The organism is Streptomyces alfalfae (assembly GCF_004127445.1).
GTDB classification, from domain to species: Bacteria; Actinomycetota; Actinomycetes; order Streptomycetales; family Streptomycetaceae; genus Streptomyces; species Streptomyces alfalfae.
This window is the reverse complement of the sequence record NZ_QEXM01000010.1, coordinates 1-17996: the sequence shown is the minus strand read 5'-3', so window position 1 is coordinate 17996 and position 17996 is coordinate 1. Positions and strand designations below refer to the sequence as shown.

The 17996-nt window shown below is 73.7% G+C and carries 12 protein-coding genes; 10 read left to right on the top strand and 2 right to left on the bottom strand.

What is annotated here, in order from left to right; all coding sequences use genetic code 11:
• Positions 1-30: 30 nt before the first annotated feature.
• Both DCW30_RS02505 and hppD read right to left on the bottom strand, forming a co-directional pair.
• Positions 31-1188 (bottom strand): alpha-hydroxy acid oxidase, encoded by a 1158-nt coding sequence (locus DCW30_RS02505; protein WP_237283316.1) that lies wholly within the window; start codon positions 1186-1188, stop codon positions 31-33.
• Positions 1169-2272, bottom strand: coding sequence for a 4-hydroxyphenylpyruvate dioxygenase (hppD, locus tag DCW30_RS02500; RefSeq protein WP_076682862.1), 1104 nt, complete (start codon positions 2270-2272; stop codon positions 1169-1171). The genes DCW30_RS02505 and hppD overlap by 20 nt, the downstream gene beginning before the upstream one ends.
• Positions 2273-2444: 172 nt before the next feature.
• Between hppD and DCW30_RS02495 the strand changes: the two genes are divergently transcribed.
• From DCW30_RS02495 to DCW30_RS02450, 10 genes are all read left to right on the top strand, one after another.
• Positions 2445-3614: a prephenate dehydrogenase gene (locus DCW30_RS02495; protein ID WP_079249884.1), complete on the top strand. Its 1170-nt coding sequence runs from the start codon at positions 2445-2447 to the stop codon at positions 3612-3614.
• Between the two features lie 145 nt (positions 3615-3759).
• Entirely contained in the window at positions 3760-6165 is a 2406-nt protein-coding gene (locus tag DCW30_RS02490) for an aminotransferase class I/II-fold pyridoxal phosphate-dependent enzyme (protein ID WP_079249883.1), read from the top strand.
• 120 nt (positions 6166-6285) lie between these two features.
• Positions 6286-7434, top strand: a complete 1149-nt coding sequence (dpgA, locus tag DCW30_RS02485) for a 3,5-dihydroxyphenylacetyl-CoA synthase DpgA (RefSeq protein ID WP_079250324.1) — start codon at positions 6286-6288, stop codon at positions 7432-7434.
• A 14-nt stretch (positions 7435-7448) separates the two neighbouring features.
• On the top strand, positions 7449-8120 hold the full coding sequence (gene dpgB / locus DCW30_RS02480) for an enoyl-CoA-hydratase DpgB (RefSeq protein ID WP_076682858.1): 672 nt from the start codon (positions 7449-7451) through the stop codon (positions 8118-8120).
• Between the two features lie 113 nt (positions 8121-8233).
• Positions 8234-9499: a (3,5-dihydroxyphenyl)acetyl-CoA 1,2-dioxygenase DpgC gene (gene dpgC, locus DCW30_RS02475; protein WP_076688541.1), complete on the top strand. Its 1266-nt coding sequence runs from the start codon at positions 8234-8236 to the stop codon at positions 9497-9499.
• 12 nt (positions 9500-9511) lie between these two features.
• Positions 9512-10321 carry an alpha/beta fold hydrolase gene (locus tag DCW30_RS02470; RefSeq protein ID WP_076682856.1) on the top strand — a complete coding sequence of 270 codons (810 nt, stop codon included), beginning with the start codon at positions 9512-9514 and terminating at the stop codon, positions 10319-10321.
• Between the two features lie 118 nt (positions 10322-10439).
• On the top strand, positions 10440-10664 hold the full coding sequence (locus tag DCW30_RS02465) for an MbtH family protein (protein WP_062781641.1): 225 nt from the start codon (positions 10440-10442) through the stop codon (positions 10662-10664).
• 47 nt (positions 10665-10711) lie between these two features.
• On the top strand, positions 10712-12877 hold the full coding sequence (locus tag DCW30_RS02460; protein ID WP_079250322.1) for an ABC transporter ATP-binding protein: 2166 nt from the start codon (positions 10712-10714) through the stop codon (positions 12875-12877).
• Positions 12878-13067: 190 nt separating this feature from the next.
• Complete coding sequence (locus DCW30_RS02455; RefSeq protein ID WP_237283315.1) at positions 13068-14363, top strand: HAMP domain-containing sensor histidine kinase; 1296 nt, start codon at positions 13068-13070, stop codon at positions 14361-14363.
• A 110-nt stretch (positions 14364-14473) separates the two neighbouring features.
• On the top strand, positions 14474-17996 hold a 3523-nt coding region (locus DCW30_RS02450; protein ID WP_129299876.1), incomplete at its 3' end, for a non-ribosomal peptide synthetase.

Here is a 17996-nt window from a genome sequence, read left to right as displayed (position 1 = left end):
GTACGCGGCTCGGGGACAAACCCCACGATTCTAGGGTGAGGGCGTCCGCGCGAGTCGGGGGGCCCGGCCGTCGAGGACCGTCCGCAGCCGTGCCGCCGCAGGGACGTCCGCGCAGCCCGCGAGGCCCAGCGCGTCGCTAAACTCCAGGGCCAGCAGGCCGAGGACCCGCCGCACCCCCTCCTCGCCCGCCATCGCCAGGCCCCACAGCGCGGGACGGCCGAGCAGGACGCCGCGGGCGCCGAGCGCCAGCGCCCTGAGCACGTCCGTGCCGGTGCGGACGCCGCTGTCGAGCAGGACCTCGCAGCGGCCCGCCAGAGCCGCCACGACCTCCGGCAGCGCGACGGCGCTCGGCACCGCGCCGTCCAGCTGACGGCCCCCGTGGTTGGAGACCACCACCGCGTCCACCCCGCACTCGGCGGCGCGCACCGCGTCTTCGGCCGCCAGGACGCCCTTCAAGACCAGCGGCAGCCGCGTCACCGCCCGCAGCTCCGCCACCGACGACCAGGTCAGCGCCGCGGAGAACGACGCCTCGGTATGGGCGGCCAGCGCGGACGCGGCGACCGCGAGGGGCCGGTGCGCCGCCGTGGGGCCCGGGGCGAGATGGGCGGCGCGCACGTGGTCCGGGAGCGCGAAGCGGTTGCGCACGTCCCGCAGCCTGCGGCCCATCCACGGCACGTCGACCGTGAGGACGACCGCCCGCGCCCCCGCGTCCTCGGCCCTGCGCACCAGGTCGAGGGCGCGCCCCGGCTCCCGCAGCCAGTACAGCTGGAACCAGACGTCCGCGCCCGTCGCGACGAGCCGCTCGACCGGCACGCTGCTGAGGGTGCTCACGGTGAACGGCACGCCCGCCGCCCGCGCCGCCCGCGCGGCGGCCAGTTCGCCCTCGGGGTGCAGCAGACACTGGTAGGCGACGGGCGCGAGGGCCACCGGCAGCCGGCTCGGGCAGCCGAGCAGGGACGTCTCCGTCACGCACCGCGAGACGTCCCGCAGGACGCGCGGGACGAGCAGGACCCGGTCCAGCGCCGCTCGGTTGGCGTCGAGCGTCACCTCGGCGCCGCTGCCCCCGCCCACGAAGTCCCTGACGTCCGCGGGCAGGACGGCGGCGGCGGCGCGCTCCACGTCGGCCAGGCAGTGCACACCGGGGTCGGGCAGCGGGCCGGACGTCGGTTCAGCGCTGGTGGAAGCCACGCTGCTTGGTCCGCTCCAGCTCCACGGCCTCGTACAGCGCCTTGATGTTCGCGCTGCCGAAGGTCTCGGCGCCGCGCCGCTCGATGATCTCGAAGAACAGCGTGCCCCGCGGGTGGGTCGAGGCAGTGAAGATCTGGAAGAGCTGCCCGTCGTGGTCCTCGGCGGCCAGCACGTTGGTCGCCCGCAGGTCCTCCAGACGCTCCGCGCTCAGCCCGACCCGCCGGCCGAGCAGGTCGTAGTACGAGGACGGGGTGCGCAGGAAGCCGACGCCGCGCGCGCCCAGGTCCCGCACCGAGGCCACCGCGTCGCGCGCGGAGAACGCCAGGTGCTGCACACCGGCGCCCTGATGGCTCTTGAGGAACTCGTCGATCTGCCCGCTCGCGGCCGACGTGTCCGGCTCGATGAGCGTCAGCGTCACGGTGCCCGACGCGCTCTGCACGGCCGTCGACTCCATCGCCTGGGCGCCGACGACGATCCGCTCCTGGAAGATGTCGCGGAAGCCGAGGGCCCGGCAGTAGTAGTCGACCATCGGGCCGAGGTCGCCCGCGTTCAGGCACACCGCGACGTGGTCGAGCTCGCACAGGCCCGCGTCACGGGCCGGTCCGCCGGGCGCGGGCGGCACGGGGACGTAGCCGACGGGCAGCCCCGGGCCCTCCCCGGGAGCGCGCTGGACGAGGGTGTGCACGACGTCCCCGAAGCCGCGGACCGCCGCCGTGACGGCGGGGCCGCCGCCCGCGTGCCGTTCGGGCTCGCGGTGCGCGAGGGCGCCCCGCGCCAGCGCCGCGTGGAAGGCCGCCTCGGGGTCGGCGGTGCGCAGCGCGATGTCGGCGACGCCGTCGCCGTGCCCCATCACGTACGCCGAAGCGGGGTGCTGGTCCGAGGTCGCCTGGGTGAGGACGAGGACGATGCGTCCCTGGCGCAGCGCGACGCCGCGGTGGTCCGCGAAGGTGCCCGTGCCGACCACGCTGAAGCCGTACCCGTCGACCCAGGACGACCGCGCCGCCTCCAGATCCTCGACGTACATCTCGACGTGGTCGATCGAGAGATCAGCCAGCGGATTCGCCGCCGCAGACAAAGAGCTCATGAATGTCTCCAGATCCGGAGAGAAATGAGTTTTGGGGACTCTACGATCCGGACCTCATGTCCGACCACAAAGACAATGGACGACCGGCTTTGCCCGACGGAACCGGCCGGAATAAAGTGGGCGGCCTTTCGGTTTATGGGCGATGTACTTTTCGAACGGGTGATGTTCAGTGATGCGCACCATGACCGTCATCGGCACCGGACTCATCGGCACGTCCGTGGCGCTCGCCGTCAGCGGACGAGGCGTGACGGTGTTCCTCTCCGACCGCGATCCGGCCGCCGCACGGACGGCCGCCGCCCTGGGCGCCGGCCTGGCGCGCGCCCCCGGCGAACCCGTCGACCTCGCCGTGATCGCCGTCCCGCCCAGCCAGGTCGGCGCCGTCCTCACCGACGCCCAGGAGCGCGGCGTCGCCCGCGCCTACACCGACGTGGCGAGCGTGAAGGCCGGGCCCGAGCGGGCCGCGCTGCGCCGCGCCCCCGACCCCGCCCGCTACATCGGCGGCCACCCCCTGGCGGGCCGCGAGCGGTCCGGGCCCCTCGCCGCGCGGGCCGAGCTGTTCAGGGACCGCAACTGGGTGCTCACACCGTCCCGGCTGACCTCGGACGAAGCCTTCGAACGGGCCCTGGAGCTGGTCGCGCTCTGCGGCGCCCACCCGGTCGTGATGCACAGCCGGGACCACGACGCGGCCGTGGCCGTCACCTCCCACGTGCCGCATCTGATGGCCAGCCTCATGGCGGCCCGGCTGGGGGAGGGGCCCGCGGGACTCGCGCGGGTCGCCGGGCAGGGGCTGCGCGACGCCACCCGGATCGCGGCCGGCGACTCCCGGCTCTGGGGCGACATCCTCCAGGCCAACGCCCCGGCCGTGGCGGGCGTCCTGAAGGACCTGCACGCGGACCTGTCGCGTCTGGTGCCGGCGCTGGACGCGCTCGCCCGGGGCGGCGCGGCGGAGCGGGACCTCGGCATGCGGACCCTGGTGGACCTGCTCGAACGCGGCATCTCCGGGCTCGCGGGCATCCCGGCCGCGGGGCACGGCCGAACCGCGGACGCCGCCTCCCCGGAGCGGCACGGCGTGCTGGTGAGGGTCGCGGAGCGCCCCGGCGAGCTGGCGCGGCTCATCGCCGCCGTGACCGACCTGGGCGGGAGCGCGGAGGACGCCGCCGCCGGCCTGTCCGGCGGCGGCCCGGGGCTCACCGTGCGGTTCGCCGCGCCGGCCGGGACCGCCGGCCGGCTGGTGACCGCGCTCGCCGCGGACGGCTGGGACGCCGTACGGGAGGACGACGGCGGGCGTCCGGCACGCGAGGGAAGGGAGGGGCGCAAGGACACCAGAATTCCCACCGCCTGACGCCGCACGGGTGTCCGGTCGCGTCCGGTCATGTCCAAGTGTGCGGAACACGCGGTTGGACGACGTTGGTGGACCGTCGGGATTCGTGTGAGTCTGAGCGTCAGCCGCTGCATTTCCGATAGCCGCCGAAGCCTGGGGGAAATCCATGGCGGAACAGAACGCCGACAATTCCGAGCCTTTCGCGCACGAAAGCGCACAGGGCGCGGATTTCCCGCCCGAGAAGTCGCAGGGCGCGCCATCGGCCGATGACCGCGTATCCGCGGCGAACCGCGAGGCCTTCGGACTCATCGGCCTGCGCCAGGGCGCCGGGGGCGACCGGACGCGGGGGACGCGGGCCCGCCGGGCGGGGCGGGCGAGCGGCGCGCGGCCCGAGACCACCGTGAAGATCCTCGACCGCGGCTGGGCGGCGCCGCTGGTGGTCGGCCCGCTCGACGCCCCGGCGCGCCCCGGCGGCGAACTCGCCGTCGTCCAGGCCGCGGCGGCGGCCGGGCTCCCCGCCGTGGTGAGCGCCTTCGCGGAGCGGAGCCTCGCCGAACTCGCCTCGGCCGCTGATGTCCCGCCGTGGCTGCGGACCTACGCGTTCCGGGACCGGGACACCGCACGCCACCTGATCGCACGGGCCGAGGACGCCGGGGTCGGGGCGCTGCTCCTCGCGCTCGGCGACCGCTCCCGCGTCCGGGCCCGGCGCGTCGCCGCCCCCGCCGACCTCGGGGTGCGCGGCCCCTTCGACGACGTCCGCACCCTGCTGCGGGACCGGGCCGACCGGGCCGACGTGGTGTGGCTGCGCGCGGCCACCGCCCTGCCGCTGCTCGTGGCGGGCGTCGACGACGCCCCCGACGCGCGGCGGGCGCTCGACGCCGGTGCCGACGGCGTCGTGGTCACCGCCCTCGACGCGCTCCCGGAGGTCGCCGAGGCCGTGGCGGGCCGCTGCCCCGTCCTGCTGAGCGGCGGCGTCCGCCGGGGCGCGGACGTCCTCGCCGCGATCGCCTCCGGCGCCGACGCCGTCTTCGCGGGCCGCCCGGTGCTGGACGGGCTGCGGGCGGGCGGACGCGCCGGGGTGTCGGAAGCGCTGGACGGCCTCGTCGGGGAGTTCGCCGACGCCATGGCGTTCACCGCCACCGCCACGGTCACCGACATCGGCCCCGAGGTGATCCGCACCGGCCCCCGCCGCGCGGACCGACTGCCGGACCGACTGCCGGACCGACTGCCGGACCGACTGCCGGACCGACTGCCGGACCGACCGCCGGGCCGGGCGGCGCGGCCGCTGCGCAAGAGCGAGCTGCACGCCAGCGTGTCCGACCCGGTCCTGGACACGATGACGTTCCTCAACGAGATCACCTCCCGCTACCCCGAGGCGATCTCCTTCGCGCCCGGCCGCCCGTACGACGGCTTCTTCGACAGCGAGCAGATCTTCGGCCACCTGCGCCGCTACCTGGACCACCTGGCGGAGCAGGGCAGTTCACCGCGCCAGGTGCGCACCGCCATGTACCAGTACGGGCCCACCGCGGGGCAGATCCGCGAGATCATTGCCGACTCGCTGCGGGCCGACGAGAACATCGACGTACCCGCCGAGTCCATCGTGGTGACGGTCGGCGCGCAGGAGGCGATGCTCCTCGTGCTGCGCGCCCTCATCTCCGGCCCCGACGACGTCCTGCTCGTCTCCAGCCCCTGCTACGTGGGCATCACCGGCGCCGCCCGCCTCCTCGACGTCGCGGTGACCCCCGTCGACGAGCGGGACGACGGGTTCTCGTGCGCCGACCTCGAAGCGGCGATCAGGAGCGAGCGGGCCCGCGGGCGCCGCCCCCGCGCCTTCTACGTCGTACCCGACCACTCCAATCCGTCGGGCGCCACCCTGGGCCCCCGGGCCCGCTCCGAACTCCTCGAACTCGCGGGCCGCCACGGCATCCTCGTCCTGGAGGACAGCCCCTACCGGCTCGTCAGCCCGGGGCGGCGCCACCCCGCCCTGAAGTCGATGGACCAGGGGCACACGGTCGTGCACATCGGCTCGTTCTCCAAGACGGTGTTCCCCGGCGCCCGGGTGGGCTTCGTCGTCGCCGACCAGCCCGTCGTGGACGACTCGGGCCGCACCGGACTCCTCGCGGACGAACTCGCGAAGATCAAGAGCATGGTGACGGTCAACACCTCGTCGCTCAGCCAGGCCGCCGTCGCGGGCGCGCTCCTCGCGGCGGACGGGCGCGTCTCGGAGCTGAACACGGCGGCCGCCGCCTACTACGGCGACGCCATGGCGGCGACGCTCAGGGAACTGGACCGGCACCTGCCGGCAAAGCGGCGCGCGGCCCTCGAAGTGCACTGGAACGAACCCACCGGCGGCTTCTTCCTCACCCTGCGCGTGCCGTTCCGCACGGACAACGCGGCGCTGATCAGGTCGGCGCAGGACTTCGGCGTCATCTGGACGCCGATGTCGTACTTCCACCCCGGCGGCGGCGGACCGCACGGCATCCGCCTCTCCACCAGCTACCTGACGCCCGCTCAGATCACCGAGGGCACGGCCAGGCTCGCCCGCTTCATCGAGGCGCAGAGCGGGCACTGACGCGCCCACGACCGCGCGGACAGCGCGACCCACCGGCAGAAGGGACAGCACCGTGACCGGCACCGGCACCATGCGAGAACAGCATCGCGGCAAGCCACGGATGTGGGGGTGGACCTTCCGATGACCGTAGACGTGGCACCGCCCGCGACCCAGGACGGCCGCGACGGCCTACGGGCCCCGGAGGTCCAAGGGAGCGTGCCCCTGACGGCCCCCCGGCTGACCGGCGTCGGCACGGCGGTGAGCGCCACCTCCTACACCCAGCGGGAAGTGCTCGACGCCTTCCAGATCACCGACCCGCGCGTCCGCTCGGTCTTCCTCAACAGCGCGATCGAACGCCGCAACCTCACGCTGCCCGCCGAGGACGCCCGCGGAGTGCGCGCCCCCGAGTCCCAGGGCGACCTGCTGGACAAGCACAAGGCGCTGGCCCTGGACATGGGCGGCGAGGCCCTGCGCGCCTGCCTCAAGGACGCCGGAGCCGACCTCGCCGACCTGCGCCACCTCTGCTGCGTCACCTCCACCGGCTTCCTCACGCCCGGCCTCAGCGCCCTGCTGATCAAGGACCTCGGCATCGACCGGCACTGCGGCAGGGCCGACATCGTCGGCATGGGCTGCAACGCGGGCCTCAACGCCCTCGCCGTGGAGGCCGGCTGGGCGGCGGCCCACCCCGGCGAACTCGCCGTGGTGCTCTGCGTGGAGGCCTGCTCGGCGGCGTACGCGATGGACTCCACCATGCGCACGGCGGTCGTCAACAGCCTCTTCGGCGACGGCGCCGCGGCCGTCGCGCTCCGCGCCGAGCCGGGCGGCGCGCCCCGCGCCGACGGACGGGAGAGCCCGGCCGTCCTGAAGTTCGCCAGCTGCGTCATCCCCGACGCCGTGGACGCGATGCGCTACGACTGGGACCGCGACCTGGGCAGGTTCAGCTTCTTCCTGGACCCGCAGATCCCCTACGTCGTCGGCGCGCACGCCGAGACGGTCGTCGACCGCCTCCTGGCGGGAACCGGCCTGCGCGGGAGCGACATCAGGCACTGGCTGGTGCACTCGGGCGGCAAGAAGGTGATCGACGCCGTCGTGGTCAACCTCGGGCTGACCCGCCACGACGTACGGCACACCGTCGGCGTGCTGCGCGACCACGGGAACGTCTCCAGCGGCTCGTTCCTGTTCTCCTACGAACGCCTCCTGGCAGAGGGCGTCACCCGGCCCGGCGAGCACGGGGTGCTCATGACCATGGGCCCGGGTTCCACGATCGAAACGGCGCTCATCCGATGGTGAGGACGTACGGGACCATGAAACCGCACCGCGCACTGGAGCTCGACGGCGGCGAACCCCTCTCGGCCACGACGGTCGAGGCCGTCACCGGCCTCTGCGACCGGGCCGAGGACCAGGACGCCCCCGGCGTCGCGGCCCTCCACGTCAGCGGCGCACCCACGGGCGACTGGACCGGCGGCCTGGACGTCACGCTCGTCACCAAGTGGGAGCGCGCCCTGCGCCGCCTGGAACGGCTGCCCACGGCCACGGCCGCCGCGGCCCGCGGCGACTGCGGCGGCACCGCGCTCGACGCGTTCCTCGCCGCCGATCTGCGCGTGGCGGCCCCGGACACCCGCCTGATCGTGCCGCGCGACGCGACGGCGACCTGGCCCGGCATGGCCGGCTACCGCCTGGTCCAGCTCGCAGGCGGCGCACGGGTCCGCAAGGCGGTCCTGTTCGGCCGCCCCATCGACGCCGCCGAGGCGCTGTCCCTCGGCCTCGTCGACGAACTGGCCGACGACCCGGAGGCCGCGGTGGCGGCCGCCGCCGGACCGCTCGGCGCCCTCTCCGGCAAAGAGGTCGCCATCCGGCGGCAGTTGCTGTTCGACGCCGCCACGACCAGCTTCGAGGACGCGCTCGGCGCCCACCTCGCGGCCTGCGACCGCGCGCTGCGGCAAGGGGCCGGGACGCCGGAGGTGACGGCCCCGTGACCACCCGCCTGCCGGGGCGGCCCGCGCAGCCCGCCGCTCCCGGGCACCGGGACCCCGATGTCCGTGCGGCCTGGGCGGCGCTCTCCGCCGCGGCCGTCGCCCGCGTCGACGAGCTGACGGCGGCCCTGCCCGAGCCGCCCGCGCGCGACGCCGGACAGCGGGCCGAGATCGACGCGGCCAAGGACGCGGCCCGCGCACTGCGGGCCGCGTTCCTCGACACGTACGCCGACGCCGTGTACGACCGGCTGACCCGGGGCCGCGCCCTCTCCCCCCGGATCGGGGAACTCCTCGACGCCGCCGCCACCGAACTGCCGGGCCTGGTGCCCGACGCGGCACGGCTCGCGGCCGAGCGGAGCAGGCCGCAGGCCGCCAAGGAGGGGCACGAGATCGACCAGGGCGTCTTCCTGCGGGCGGTGCTCCGCTCACCGGTCGCGGGCCCGCACCTCCTCGACGCCATGCTCCGGCCGACGCCCCGCGCCCTGGCACTCCAGGAGGAGTTCACGCGCACCGGCGTCGTGCGGATGGAGTCCGTGCACCTCGAACGGCGCGACGACGGCGTGGCACGGCTGACCCTGTGCCGCGAGGACCGCCTCAACGCCGAGGACGCCCGCCAGGTCGACGACATGGAGACCGCCGTCGACCTCGCCCTGCTCGACCCCGCCGTACGGGTCGGCCTCCTGCGCGGCGGCGAGATGAGCCATCCGCGGTACCGCGGCCGGCGCGTGTTCAGCGCGGGCATCGACCTCAAGGCCCTCAGCTCCGGGGACATCCCGCTGGCCGGCTTCCTGCTCCGGCGCGAACTGGGCTACCTCCACAAGCTCGTGCGGGGCGTGCGCGCCGACGGTCCCGGCCACTGGCACACCCCCTACGTGGACAAGCCGTGGCTCGCCGCCGTCGACGGCTTCGCCATCGGGGGCGGCACCCAGGTCCTGCTGGTCTGCGACCACGTGCTCGCGGCCGCCGACGCCTACCTCAGCCTCCCCGCCGCCAAGGAGGGCATCATCCCCGGCGTCGCCAACTTCCGCTTCACCCGGCACGTGGGGCCGCGCGCCGCCCGGCAGGTCATCCTCGGGGGCCGCAGGATCAGGGCGAGCGAACCCGACGCGCGACTGCTCGTCGACGAGGTCGTGGAACCCGAGGAGATGGACGCCGCCGTCGAACGCGCCCTGGCACGGCTCGACGGCGACGCGGTCCTTGCCAACCGCCGGATGCTGAACCTCGCCGAGGAGCCGCCGGACGCGTTCCGCGCGTACATGGCGGAGTTCGCGCTGCAACAGGCCCTCCGCATCTACGGCCAGGACGTCATCGACAAGGTGGGACGGTTCGGCGCCGACCGGCCGGGGCCGCCCGGGGACGACGCCACGGCCGGCCACGGATGAGGGGACACCGCGATGCCGATCGCCCGCCTCGACGGGGTCAGGCTCCACTACGACACGTACGGCGCCGGCGAGCCGGTCGTCATGGTGACCGGCACCGGCGCGCCGGGCCGCATGTGGCGCACCCACCAGGTGCCCGCCCTGACGGCGGCGGGGCACCGCGTCGTCACGCTCGACAACCGGGGCATCCCGCCCAGCGACCCGTGCGCCGACGGCTTCACCCTCGCCGACATGGCGGCGGACGTCGCCGCCCTGATCGAGAGCCTGGGCGAGGGCGCCTGCCGCGTCGTCGGCTACTCGCTGGGCGCCATCGCCGTCCAGGAACTGCTCCTGGCCCGCCCCGAACTCATACGCGCCGCCGTTCTGATGGCGACCAGCGGACGCACGGACGCCCTGACCGCCGCCATGACGGCGGCCGATCTGGAGCTCGTCGAGGGCGCCGGCAAGCTGCCGCCCCGCTTCGCCGCCTATGTGCGGGCCCTGCAGAACCTCTCGCCGCGCACGCTGAACGACGAGGAGCGGCTGCGGGACTGGCTCGCCGTGTTCGAGATGACCGCCGTCGACCGGTCCGAGATCCGCGGCCAGCTCGGGCTCCAGCTCATCCCGGACCGGCTCGCGGCCTACCGGCTCATCGACGTCCCGTGTCTGGTCATCGGGTTCCAGGACGACCTCGTCGTCCGCCCGCACCTCTCCCGCGAGGTCGCGGACGCCCTTCCCAACAGCACCTATGCCGAGCTCCCCGGATGCGGCCACTACGGCTATCTGGAGAGGCCCGCCGCCGTGAATGCGGCGATCACGGACTTCTTCGCCGCAGCCGGTCCCTGAATTCGCGGACCGTGACGTCTTTTCCGCATTGTTCAGCGGCAATTGGACGGCCTTGTCGGCCCACTTGCCCCCCCGATAGCGTGAAAGTCATCTGCCGACGGAAATGATCGGAGTGGTCATGCCCAACCCGTTCGACGACGAAAACGGCACCTTCCTGGTTCTCGTCAACGACGAGAACCAGCACTCGCTCTGGCCCTCCTTCGCCGAAGTCCCTCCGGGCTGGAAGACCGTGTTCGGCGAGGACACGCGCAAGGCCTGCCTCCTCTACATCGAGGAGAACTGGACGGACATCCGGCCCAAGAGCCTCATCGAGGAGATGGACAAGTACCAAGCCGCCGGTTAGGCGCGCCCGGACCGAAACGACAACGAAAACGGGAGGTTTTCGTGGCCATGATCGGTGGCCCGGGGCCGGTAATCATGAGCGGGATGGGGCCGGACGAGTCGGTTACCAAACAGCGAATCAAACCCGGCACGGCGAAGCGCGTCATCCCCTACACGAAACCGTATCGCCTCAACATCGTCATGCTCCTGGTCATCACCGCGCTCAACGCGGGGAACGTGGTGGCCACGCCCATTCTTTTCATGTACCTGATCGACAACGGCATCGTCGAGCGGGACACCTCACTGGTCGTGTGGATCTCCGCGGCCGTCGCCGGCATCGCACTGCTGAGCACCGTCCTCGGCTTCGCCGAGGCCTGGTACTCGGGGCGGATCAGCGAAGGTCTCATCTACGACCTCCGCACCAAGATCTTCGATCACGTACAGCGGCAGCCCCTGGCGTTCTTCACCCGCGCGCAGACCGGGTCGCTGGTCAGCAGGCTCAACACCGACGTCGTGGGCGCCCAGCAGGCCGTGACCACCCTGCTCTCCACGGTGGCCTCGGCGGGACTGACGCTGGTCCTCGTCCTGATCACCATGTTCTATCTGTCCTGGGTCGTCACACTGATCTCCCTGGTGATCATTCCGCTGTTCATCCTGCCGGGAAAGCTCGTCGGCGGGCGGCTCCAGCGGATCATGCGTGAGCACATGCAGGTCAACGCCGAGGTCGGCTCGTTCATGAGCGAGCGCTTCAACGTGACCGGCGCGCTCCTCGCCAAGCTGTACGGCCGCCCGGCGAGCGAGACCGGCGTGTTCTCCGGACTGGCCGCCAAGGGCCGCGACCTCGGCGTCATGACCGCCGTCTACGGCAAGATGCTGTTCCTGACGATGATGCTGGTGGGCTCGCTGGCCACCGCGCTCGTCTACGGTCTCGGCGGCAGCCTCGTCATCGAGGGCACCTTCCAGATCGGCACCCTGGTGGCGCTCGCCACCCTGCTCACCCGGCTGATGGGGCCCATCAACCAGCTCGCCGGCGCGCAGACGAGCGTGCTGACCGCACTCGTCAGCTTCGACCGCCTCTTCGAGATCCTCGACCTCGAACCGCTGATCTCCGAGAAGCCGGACGCCGTGCCCCTGCCCGCCACCAGCGCCGCAGGGACGGCACCGGAAATCGAGTTCGACGGGGTGTCGTTCCGCTACCCGAGGGCCGCCGACGTCTCGCTCGCCTCCCTGGAGTCCATCGCCCTGCCCATGCAGGAACGCGCGCAGAACACCTGGACCCTGAGCGACCTGACCTTCACCGCGCCCGCGGGCAAACTCACCGCGCTCGTCGGCCCGTCCGGCGCGGGCAAGACCACGATCACCCACCTGGTGCCGCGGCTCTACGACCCGGTCGAGGGCGCCATCAGGATCGGCGGCAGCGACATCCGCGACGTGACGCTGAAGTCGCTGAACGACACCGTCGGCATGGTCACGCAGGACGCGCACCTCTTCCACGCGACGATCCGCGACAACCTGACCTACGCGCGGCCCGACGCCACCGAACAGGACCTGGTGGAGGCGTGCAAGGCGGCGCAGATCTGGGACCTGATCGAGAGCCTGCCGGACGGCTTCGACACCGTGGTCGGCGACCGCGGATACCGGTTCTCCGGAGGCGAGAAGCAGCGCGTGGCCATGGCCAGGCTGCTGCTCAAGGCCCCGCCCATCGTCGTCCTCGACGAGGCGACCGCGCACCTGGACTCCGAGTCCGAGGCGGCTCTGCAAAGGGCCCTGAAAACCGCTCTCAAGGGGCGCACCTCGCTGGTGATCGCCCACCGCCTGTCCACGATCCGCGACGCCGACCAGATCCTGGTCATCGACCAGGGCAGGGTGCGGGAACGCGGCGCCCACGAGGAGCTGATGGCACTCGACGGGCTCTACGCGGAGCTGTACCGCACGCAGTTCTCCCGCCAGCCGTCGGACAACGGCGCGGCCCCGGCGCGCGGGTCCGAGAACGGCGCGGCGCCCGTGCCCGAACCGGTCGGCGGCCCTCCGGGCGGCCCGCCCGGCACCATGTTCACGGCCGGCCCGGGAAGCCCCGGCGGTCCGGGCGGACCGGGCATGTTCATCGCCCCGGGCGGCCCCGGCGGCCCCGGCCCGGTCCGGCACGGGCCCGGCCTCCAAGGCCCTGGTCCACATGGCCCCGGACCGCACGGCCCGGGGCCTGGCCAGGGAGGACCACCCCCCGGCCACGGGTGAGCGGGCTCCCGTACGGGACCGGAGGACCGCCCGGCATCCGCGGCGCGCACGACGGCGTCGCGGATGCCGGGCGTCCGGGCCGGTTCCCAGGAGTCGGCGGGAGTCGCGCGGAGGCGGGCCCCGGGCCCGCCCGCCGGGGGTAGCCTGACAAGCGTCTGTGTGCCGCGACGCGCCAAGCGGGGGTGGGCCAATGAAGGTGCTGCGCGAGGCGGCCGCACGCGCCGGGAGTTCCGGAGGGACGGTCGCCGGACGCTTCCCGGCCCTGACGCGCCTGATGCCCCGCCGGGTCCGCGTGCGGCTGACCCTCCTGTACGGGGGGCTGTTCGTCCTCTCCGGCGCCGTCCTGCTGACCATCACGTACATCCTGGTCAACCGCTCGAACGGCATGTTCGTCTTCAGCCGCGACCCGTCGGGCCCCTCCGGCGCCCGCATGTACACGGGCGACGGCACGTCCACCGTCCTCGACCGCTTCGCGGAGGCGCAGCGCCGGCAGGCACAGCGGCAGCACGCGCTGGAGATGAACCGCCTGCTGATCGAGTCGGGCATAGCGCTGGCGATCATGTCGGTCATCGCGATCGGCCTCGGCTGGTTCGTCGCGGGACGGGTGCTGCGGCCGCTGCGCACGATGACCTCCACCATCCAGCGGATCTCCGCGGACAACGTGCACGAACGGCTGGCCGTCGAGGGCCCCGCCGATGAGCTGAAGGACCTCGCGGACACGGTCGACGGACTGCTCGGCCGACTGGAGGGGGCGCTCGACTCCCACAAACGCTTCGTCGCCAACGCCGCACACGAACTGCGTACGCCGCTGACCGTCGAACACGCGCTCCTCGAAGAGTCGTTGATAGACCGCGACGCCACCGTCGAGTCGTTCCGGTCCAACTTCGAGCGGCTGCTCGTGCTGAGCGAACAGCAGGCGCGGCTCCTGGAGTCCCTGCTGACCCTGTCGAGCAGCGAACGCGGCCTCGACCACCGCGAACCCATCGACCTGGCGGAACTGGCCGGGGAAGCGGTGCTCGGCTGCCGCGGGCGGGCGGAGCGGCACGGGCTGCGCGTGGACAGCGCGACCGGGCACGCGGCCACCTACGGCGACAGCGCGCTGGTCGAACGTCTGATCGTCAACCTCCTGGACAACGCCATCGGTTACAACGTGCCGGACGGCTGGGTGAAGGTCGTCACCCGCGTCGAGGGCGAGCACGCCGTCGTACGGGTCGCCAACTCCGGCAAGGTGGTCCCGCCGGAGCGGGTGGGCCGCCTCTTCGAGCCGTTCCAGCGGCTCGACCGCACCGCGGGCGACGGACACCACGGCCTCGGCCTCTCGATCGTGCGCTCCATCGCCGCCGCCCACGGCGCGACCGTGACGGCGCACGCCCGGTCCGTGGGCGGCCTCGTCGTCGAGGTGTCCTTCCCGCTGCGGACGGCCGCCCGCCCGTCGGCCCGGCACCACAACGGCACGCCCCGCCTGCCCCAGGCCGCCTCCGGCTGACCCGCCGACGGCCGGCGCCGGCCCCCGACGCCTGACGGGCCCGCGGCCGTCACCGTGGACGGTCGCCTCGATTCCCCTCCCGCCATAGCATCGAATTCACCGCGCTTTTGATGCGCCCGCCCCGTGTCCAAGTGCGCGGAGCGCACAGTTGGACGGCCCGGGACCGCCATCGGCCGACGCGTTTCGCGCGGCGAGGGGGAATGATGAACGGCACAGCTGGTCGCACTCTGCCCTTACTCGATTCCCAGGAAGGAATCTGGCTGGCGCAGCGTGTCGAGGGTTCCGGCGCGATGTACGGCGTCGGCCAGTACATCGACATAGCGGGCCCGATGGACGCGCACGTATGCGAGCGGGCATTACGTCATGTGGTCGCCGAAACGGAGACCCTGCACGCGCGCTTCACCGAGGACGGCGACAAGGCCGTGCAATTCCTCGCCCCCGACGCATTACCTTCCCCGCTGCTCCTTTCCGTGGACCTCAGCGCCGACGACGATCCCGGAACGGCCGCCGAGGAATGGATGCGCGCGGAACTGCGCCAGGAGAACGGCCCGCGTTCCGGCCGCCCCTTCTCCTTCGTCCTCTTCCGGCTCGCCACCGACCGGCACATCTGGTTCCAGCGCTACGACCATCTGCTGATGGACGTCTTCGGCTGCTCCCTCGTCTCCCGCCGCTTCGCGGACGTCTACACGGCGCTGCTGCGCGGGCGGTCCCCGGAACCGGCGGGCCACGCCCCGCTCGCCGAGCTGCTCGCGGAGGAGTCGGCGTACCGCGCCTCCGAGCGGTACGCCGACGACCGGCGGTACTGGCTCGACCGCTTCGCCGACCGCCCGGACCTCGCCGCCATCCCCGGACACGGCCCGGCCGCAGGGTCCCAAAGCGGTCGCGAAGGCGGGCAGGAGGTGCTGCGCGAGACGGGTCACCTGCCGCCGTCGGCCGTGGCGGCGCTGCGCGCGGCGGCCGTCCGCGCCGGGGTGAGCTGGCCGAGGCTCGTCGTCGCGGCGTTCGCGGCCTTCACCGGACGCATGACCGGGGCGGACGAAGCCGTCCTGAGCCTCCCGGTCACCGGCCGCGCGAGCGACCGGGCACGGCGCACCCCCTGCACCATGGCCAACCTGCTCCCCGTACGGCTGCCCGCGACCGCCGGCGCGAGCCTGCTCGACCTGGCGCGCGCGGCGGGGCACGAGATCGGCGACGTCCTCGCCCACCAGGGCTACCGAGGGGAGCGGCTGCGCCGCGAACTCGGCTGGCCGACGGGCGACCGCTGGCACTTCGGCCCCTCCGTCAACGTCCTGCCGACGGCCGGCGAGAGCCTGTGGTTCGGCGAGCACCGGGGCGCCGTCGGCGACCTGTCGACCCGGCGCGTCGAGGACTTCGGCGTGCTGGTGAGCGGCTGGTCCGAGGACGAGGGCATGCCGGTCGTCCTCGAGGCCAACCCCGCGCTGTACGACCGGGCCTGGCTTCGGGCCGCGCACCGGTCGTTCCTGACCTTCCTGGAGAAGGCGGTGTCCGACCCGTCGACGCCGGTGGGCCGGATCGACACGGTGGACACGGCCGAACGCGACGCCATGGTGAAGGACGGGAACGCCACCGAGCAGCCGGTGGCCGCGGCAACGGTGCCCGCCCTCCTCGCCCGCCACCTCCCCTGGTCGCTGGACGCGGTGGCGATCACCGACGGCGAACAGGACATGACCTACGGGGAGTTGGACGCCGCGGCGGGCCGCCTCGCGTCGTACCTGGCGGGCGTCGGCGTGCGCCGCGGGGACCGGGTCGCCGTGGTGATGGAGCGCTCCGCGGAACTGATCGTCACGCTCCTCGCGGTGTGGCGGGCGGGAGCGGCGTTCGTGCCGGTGGACGTGGAGTACCCAGCGGAGCGGGTGGCGTTCCTGCTGGCCGACTCGGCCCCGGCGGCGGTGGTGTGCACCGCGGCCCACCGCGACGCGCTGCCCGCGGGCCCCGCGAAGGCACCGGTGGTGCTCGACGACCCCGGCGTACGGGAAGCCGTCGCCGCCTGCCGGATCGACGGCCCCGCGACCCCGGTCCCGCTGGGCGCGCACGACCTGGCGTACGTGATGTACACCTCGGGCTCGTCGGGCGTGCCGAAGGGCGTGGCGGTGCCGCACGGGGGCGTGGCGGCGCTGGTGGGCTCCCACGCGGGGTGGCGGGTGGGGGCGGGCGACGCGGTGCTCATGCACGCGCCGCACGCCTTCGACGTGGCGCTGTTCGAGGTGTGGGTGCCGCTGGCCGCGGGTGGCCGGGTGGTGATCGCCGGGCCCGGAGTGGTCGACGCGGCTCGCGTCCGCGCGGCGGTCGCGGACGGGGTGACGGCGCTGCACGTCACGGCGGGGATGTTCCGGGTGCTTGCGGAGGGGTCCCCGGAGTGCTTCACGGGCCTCACCGAGGTCCTGACGGGCGGCGACGTGGTGCCGCCGGGTGCGGTGGCGCGCGTACGGGAGGCGTGCCCGCGGGTGGCGGTGCGGCACCTCTACGGCCCGACGGAGGCCACGCTCTGCGCGACCTGGCACGTGCTGCCGGCGGGCGCGGCGAGCGGCCCCGCACTGCCGATCGGCCGCCCCCTGCCCCACCGTCGGGTGTACGTCCTCGACGCCGCGCTCCGGCCCGCCCCGGCCGGCGTGGTGGGTGAGCTGTATCTGGCGGGAGCAGGTCTCGCGCGGGGCTACCCGGGCCGCCCGGAGCCGACGGCGGAGCGGTTCGTGGCGTGCCCGTTCGGCGCGGGTGAGCGGATGTACCGCACAGGGGACCTGGTGCGGTGGACGCCCGAGGGCGAGCTGCTGTTCATGGGCCGCGCGGACGATCAGGTCAAGGTCCGCGGCTTCCGGGTGGAGCCGGGCGAGGTCGAGTCGGTCCTCGCCGCACACGAAGCGGTGGCACAGGCCGTCGTGGTGGCCCGCGAGGACGGCGGCGCCGGCGGCGGCAAGCGGCTGATCGGCTACGTCGTACCCGACGCGGAGCACGCAGCGGACCCCGGGCGGCTCCGTGAGCACGTGGCCGGACTGCTCCCGGAGTACATGGTCCCGGCGGCGGTGGTCGTCCTGGACGCGCTGCCGCTCACGGTGAACGGCAAGCTGGACCGCGCCGCCCTGCCCTCACCCGACTTCACGGGTGGCGCGGAGGGCGGCCGAGGCCCCGCGACACCGCTGGAGGACGTGCTGTGCGGTCTGTTCGGCGAAGTCCTCGGCCTGGGGCGGGTCGGCGCCGATGTGTCGTTCTTCCGGCTGGGCGGTGACTCCCTCCTGGGAATGCGGCTGATCGCGCGGGTGCGGGCGGTGCTCGATGTGGAGGTGGGGATCGGGGAGTTGTTCGGTGCGCCGACGGTGGCGGGGTTGGCGGGGTTGATCGAGGGTGGTCATGGCTCCGGTGGGGGGCGTGTGGTGTTGCGGCCGTGGGTGCGGCCGGATGTGGTGCCGTTGTCGTTCGCGCAGCAGCGGATGTGGTTCTTGAACCGGATGGAGGAGGCGGTGCCGGGGGCGTCGGCGGCGTACAACCTGCCGTTGGCGCTGCGGATCTCGGGTGCGTTGGATGTGGCGGCTCTGGAGTTGGCGCTGGGTGACGTGGCCGACCGGCACGAGAGTCTGCGCACGGTCTTCCCCGACCACGACGGCGTCCCCTACCAGC

Coding starts and splice junctions, on each gene's coding strand:
- hppD (WP_076682862.1), bottom strand. CDS start 2,272: ATGAGCTCTTTGTCTGCGGCGGCGAATCCGCTGGCTGATCTCTCGATC.
- DCW30_RS02470 (WP_076682856.1), top strand. CDS start 9,512: ATGCCGATCGCCCGCCTCGACGGGGTCAGGCTCCACTACGACACGTAC.
- dpgA (WP_079250324.1), top strand. CDS start 6,286: ATGACCGTAGACGTGGCACCGCCCGCGACCCAGGACGGCCGCGACGGC.
- DCW30_RS02490 (WP_079249883.1), top strand. CDS start 3,760: ATGGCGGAACAGAACGCCGACAATTCCGAGCCTTTCGCGCACGAAAGC.
- dpgB (WP_076682858.1), top strand. CDS start 7,449: ATGAAACCGCACCGCGCACTGGAGCTCGACGGCGGCGAACCCCTCTCG.
- DCW30_RS02465 (WP_062781641.1), top strand. CDS start 10,440: ATGCCCAACCCGTTCGACGACGAAAACGGCACCTTCCTGGTTCTCGTC.
- DCW30_RS02455 (WP_237283315.1), top strand. CDS start 13,068: ATGAAGGTGCTGCGCGAGGCGGCCGCACGCGCCGGGAGTTCCGGAGGG.
- DCW30_RS02460 (WP_079250322.1), top strand. CDS start 10,712: ATGATCGGTGGCCCGGGGCCGGTAATCATGAGCGGGATGGGGCCGGAC.
- DCW30_RS02495 (WP_079249884.1), top strand. CDS start 2,445: ATGCGCACCATGACCGTCATCGGCACCGGACTCATCGGCACGTCCGTG.